3 protein-coding genes and 2 pseudogenes are annotated in these 4,917 nt (G+C 72.6%); all 5 read left to right on the top strand.

Going from position 1 to position 4,917, the window contains the following annotated elements; translation table 11 throughout:
- Positions 1-154, top strand: a pseudogene (locus CCN44_RS46665) (thioesterase); the annotation flags it as partial.
- A 513-nt stretch (positions 155-667) separates the two neighbouring features.
- A complete protein-coding gene (locus CCN44_RS30900; RefSeq protein ID WP_059246822.1) occupies positions 668-886 on the top strand; it encodes a hypothetical protein in 219 nt (72 codons plus the stop codon).
- A gap of 101 nt (positions 887-987) precedes the next feature.
- Positions 988-1,794, top strand: a complete 807-nt coding sequence (locus CCN44_RS30905) for an HlyD family efflux transporter periplasmic adaptor subunit (protein ID WP_059246821.1) — start codon at positions 988-990, stop codon at positions 1,792-1,794.
- Positions 1,791-4,013, top strand: a complete 2,223-nt coding sequence (locus tag CCN44_RS30910; protein WP_086701280.1) for an NHLP family bacteriocin export ABC transporter peptidase/permease/ATPase subunit — start codon at positions 1,791-1,793, stop codon at positions 4,011-4,013. The genes CCN44_RS30905 and CCN44_RS30910 overlap by 4 nt, the downstream gene beginning before the upstream one ends.
- Position 4,014: 1 nt before the next feature.
- A pseudogene (locus CCN44_RS30915) lies at positions 4,015-4,917 on the top strand (NHLP bacteriocin export ABC transporter permease/ATPase subunit); the annotation flags it as partial.

The raw sequence follows: 4,917 nt of genomic DNA on the forward strand, positions 1-4,917 counted from the left end.
GTTCCAGCGGGCGGTGACCGGTGCGGATGTCCTGATCGAAGCGGTCCTGACGAAGCTGGGCCGCCGGACGGCGTTCGCGGACGTCACGTTGAGCGATGCCGCCTCGGGTGCGCTCGCCGCCCGCGCGAGCACGGTCTACGCGCTACTGGGCTGACAGGCTCGGCCCGTCGGCCCGTCGACCGGTCCGACACGCCCAGGCGTCAGATCAGTCGAACACGCTCGGCTACCGGTCGGTAACGCTCAGCTTCGAACACGAAGCGGAATCCTCCCTTCAGGGAATCTGCACATCCCATACCCAGGCGCCTCACCGGCACCCGCGCTTCTGCACATCCGCGCGCCCCCCGGCACGCCTTTGGCGAGGAGTGCCGGATTCGCGTCGCGGCGGGCAAGGCGCCCGCCGCGACGATGCCGTGCGGCATGTGAAGGAGTCGCCGACATGACGTGCGCAGGCCTGCACGGATGAACCCCTCGGCGGGCCAAGTGCCCAGGTGAGAGCCCTGGTTGGATTGGAAGCGCGCCCCGCGTGCGTGCTTTGATCCTTCGCACCGCGGGGGCCCGGCGGGCTCCTCGGAGCCGGTGCCCGGCGCCCGCGGTGGCGGCCGTCCGTCTGTCCCCAGAGGGGGCCGCTCCCCCCTTGTGAAATATCCATACGAAGGGAAGTTCCACCATGAACTCCACCCCCCAGGTTGAGACCGTCGAGATCTCGGACGCCGAGCTGGACAACGTCTCCGGCGGTCTGACCGTGAACACCCTCAACAGCACCCTGGGCACCGTGAACGAGATCGCCCCGGGCGTGTCCGGCCTGGTGAACACGGTCGTCGGCACCGTCGAGGGTGTCACCGGCCTGAACACCGCCCCGGTCAACGGCCTGGTCGCCGGTCTCTGATCGCACCTCGGTGTGACCGAAGTCCCGGAGCCGTCCCTCGGTTCCGGGGCTCTCGGGTGCCCTGAAACACATGCGTCTCTCCCACAGGTGAGGGAAGTTCCGTGCAGTTCCGCCAACAGGCCCTCGCCAAGCTCCAGTCGCCGGAGGAGCTGGACCTCCCGGTGCGGCTGGCCCGCCCGCAGGGCTGGCTCGCGCTCGGCGTCACCGTCGTGGTCATGGCCGCCGCCTCCGTGTGGGCGGTGACCGGCTCGGTCGCCTCCACCGTGAGCGCCCCCGCCATCCTCACCCACGGCCAGGGCAGCTATCTGCTCCAGAGTCCGGTGGCCGGACAGGTGACGGCCGTCCTCGCCCGGCAGGGGCAACGGCTGCCCGCGAACGCGCCCGTCCTCAAAGTGCGTACGGACCACGGCGAATCGGTGGTCCGCACCGTCGCCGCGGGCCGCGTCACCACGCTCGCCGCGACCATCGGCCAGATCATCCGGACCGGCACCGACGTCGCCGCCGTCGAGAAGGTCGCCCACGCCTCCGACCCGCTGTACGCGACCGTGTACGTGCCCGCGGAGAACGCCGCCGCCATCCCGGCGCACGCCTCGGTCGACCTGACCGTGGCCTCCGTACCCACAGAGCGGTACGGGGTGCTGCGCGGCGAGGTGAAGGCGGTGGACCGCACCGCGCAGTCCGCCCAGTCGATCTCCGCGTTCCTCGGCGACAGCCAGCTCGGCGAGCAGTTCACCCGCAAGGGCCGCCCGGTGGCCGTCCTGGTGGAACTCGACAGGTCCGCCTCCACCAGGAGCGGCTACCGCTGGTCCACCGCCGACGGGCCGCCGTTCCGGCTCGACTCCATGACCCTCGCCACCGGCTCCGTCCGGCTCGCCGACCAGCGTCCCGTCGATTGGCTCCTCCCGTGACCACCGCTCAGGAAACCCGCGGCCGCAGACGGGCGGCCCCCGCGAAGCGGCCGGCCCCCACGTCCCGTACCGGCACGGTCCGTACCCCCACCGTGCTCCAGATGGAGGCCGTCGAGTGCGGCGCCGCCTCCCTCGCGATGGTCCTCGGCCACTACGGCCGGCACGTCCCGCTGGAGGAGCTGCGCATCGCCTGCGGCGTCTCCCGCGACGGCTCGCGCGCCTCCAACCTCCTCAAGGCGGCCCGCGGTTACGGCCTGACCGCCAAGGGCATGCAGATGGATCTGGCCGCCCTCGCCGAGGTGCGGGCCCCCGCCATCCTCTTCTGGGAGTTCAACCACTACGTCGTCTACGACGGCATGGGCCGCCGCTTCGGCCGGCGCGGGGTGTACGTCAACGACCCCGCCAAGGGCCGCCGTTTCGTCCCCATGGAGGAGTTCGACGGCAGCTTCACCGGTGTCGTGCTGGTCCTGGAGCCGGGCGAGAACTTCACCCGGGGCGGGCGCCGGCCCGGTGTGCTCGGCGCCATGCCGGCCCGGCTGCGCGGCACCGCGGGCACCCTCCCGGCGGCGGTGCTGGCCAGCCTGCTGCTGGTCGCGGTCGGCGCCGCCGTGCCCGCGCTCAGCCGCACCTACATCGACATGTTCCTCATCGGCGGGCAGACCTCGCTGCTGGGCGTGCTGTTCACCTCGATGGCCGCCTGCGTGCTGCTCACGCTGGTGCTGACCTGGCTCCAGCAGGCCAACCTGCTGCACGGCCGGATCATCTCCTCCACCCTCTCCAGCGCCCGGTTCCTGCGCCATCTGCTGCGGCTGCCGGTGACGTTCTTCGCCCAGCGCTCCCCCGCCGACCTGGTGCAGCGCCTCCAGTCCAACGACCAGGTCGCCGAGACCCTGGCCCGCGACCTCGCGGCGGCCGGCGTGGACGCCGTCGTGGTCGTCCTGTACGCGGTCCTGCTCTACACCTACGACCCCCAGCTGACCTTCGTCGGCATCGCCGTGGCCCTGCTGAACGTGGTGGCCATGCGGCTCGTCGTACGGCTGCGCGCGACCCGGACGGCGAAGCTGCGCGCGGACACCGCCCGGCTCACCAACACCAGCTACACCGGGCTGCAGCTGATCGAGACGCTGAAGGCGACCGGCGGCGAGGACGGCTACTTCCGCAAGTGGGCCGGGCAGCACGCCACCACACTGGAGGAGCAGCAGCGGCTCGGGGTGCCGAGCGCCTGGCTCGGCGTGGTCGCGCCCACGCTCGCCACCTTCAACAGCGCGCTCATCCTGTGGATCGGCGGGCTGCGCGCGGTCGAGGGGCACATCTCGGTCGGTCTGCTGGTCGCGTTCCAGGCGCTGGTCACCCGCTTCACCGCCCCGCTGACCCGGCTCAACGGCGTGGCGGGCCGCATCCAGGACTTCGCCGCCGACGTCGCCCGGCTGAAGGACGTGGAGAACTTCCAGGCCGACCCGCTGTACGCCCGGCCCGGCGGGGCCGACTCGACCCGGCGGCTGCACGGGCACGTCGAGCTGGAGAACATCACCTTCGGCTACAGCCCGCTGGACCAGCCGCTGCTGACCGGTTTCGACCTGACCGTCGGCCCCGGGCAGCAGGTGGCGCTGGTCGGCGGCTCGGGCAGCGGCAAGTCCACGGTGTCCCGGCTCATCTCGGGCCTGTACACGCCGTGGGACGGGGTGATCCGCATCGACGGACGCCGGCTGGAGGACATCCCGCGCGGCGCGCTCGCCGCCTCCGTCTCCTTCGTCGACCAAGACGTGTTCCTCTTCGAGGGCTCGGTCCGCGACAACGTCGCCCTGTGGGACCCGTCGATCCCCGACGAGGCCGTGGTGGAGGCGCTGAAGGACGCGGCACTCTACGACGTGGTCATGCGCCGGCCCGGCGGCATCCACAGCAAGGTCGAGCAGGACGGCCGCAACTTCTCCGGCGGGCAGCGGCAGCGCCTGGAGATCGCGCGGGCGCTGGTGCGCCGGCCGAGCATCCTCGTGCTGGACGAGGTGACCAGCGCGCTGGACGCGGAGACCGAGCTGGTCGTGATGGACAACCTGCGGCGGCGCGGCTGCGCCTGTGTGGTGATCGCGCACCGGCTGAGCACGGTCCGCGACAGCGACGAGATCGTCGTCCTCCAGCACGGCACGGTCGTGGAGCGCGGGCGGCACGAGGAACTGGTGGCGCGCGGCGGCGCGTACGCGGCACTGGTCAGGGAGCGGTGAGATGACGACCGTCGGCGATGAGGACCTCGTGCTCGGGGCGCTGGGGTCCCTGGGCACCCGGCTGGACTGCACCGGCCTGGGGCGCCTGGACCTGGCGGGCCCGCAGGTGCTGTGGCTGGTCGCGGCCGGTGCCCTGGACCTGTTCGCGGTGGACGCCGCGCAGCAGGGCCACTGGCACCACCTGGGCCGGCTGGAGGCGGGGACGCTGCTGCTCGGCCCGGTCGCCGGCCCGCAGCACACCCTGGTGGCCCGCCCGGTCCGGGACTGCGTGGTGCACCGCGTCAACCTGCGGGAGCTGTACCAGCCGGCGCAGACCCAGACCTGGTCGTACGACGAGTACGGCAACCCGCAGTACGTGCCGCCGACGTCGAGCCCGCTGGAGTACGCCCTCGCACTGGGTGTCGGCCGCGGCCTGTCCGTGCTGTTCCAGGCGCCCATGGCCGAGGAGCGGGCCGCCGCTCCGGCGGACGACGACGTGTTCTGGATGCAGGTCCCGCCGGGCAGCGTGCAGTACGGCTCGCTGTACGGCGCGGAGGCCGCCGCCGACCTGCTGATGGACCCCGCGCTGTGGCAGAGCATGGTGGACCAGCAGTACCGGCTGCTGACCGCGCTGGACCGGTGGATCGAGCATCTGGAGCGCACCCACGAGACCCGCACCGCCGCCGGCATCAAGGCCGGTGAGGCGGTCCGCGTCCAGGCCGACCGGACCCTGCTGGCCTCGATCGGCAAACGCTCGGCACGCCGTACGACGGCCGCCGACGCCGACGCCACCTACGCGGCCTGCCGGCTGGTCGCGGAGGCCGCCGGGATCCGGCTGGCCGAGCCGGCGCAGAGCGGCACCGAGAGCGACCGGCTGGACCCGGTGGAACGGGTCGCGCTGGCCTCCCGGGTGCGCACCCCGGCC

It is taken from the genome of Streptomyces tricolor, from assembly GCF_002155905.1.
GTDB lineage: Bacteria > Actinomycetota > Actinomycetes > Streptomycetales > Streptomycetaceae > Streptomyces > Streptomyces tricolor.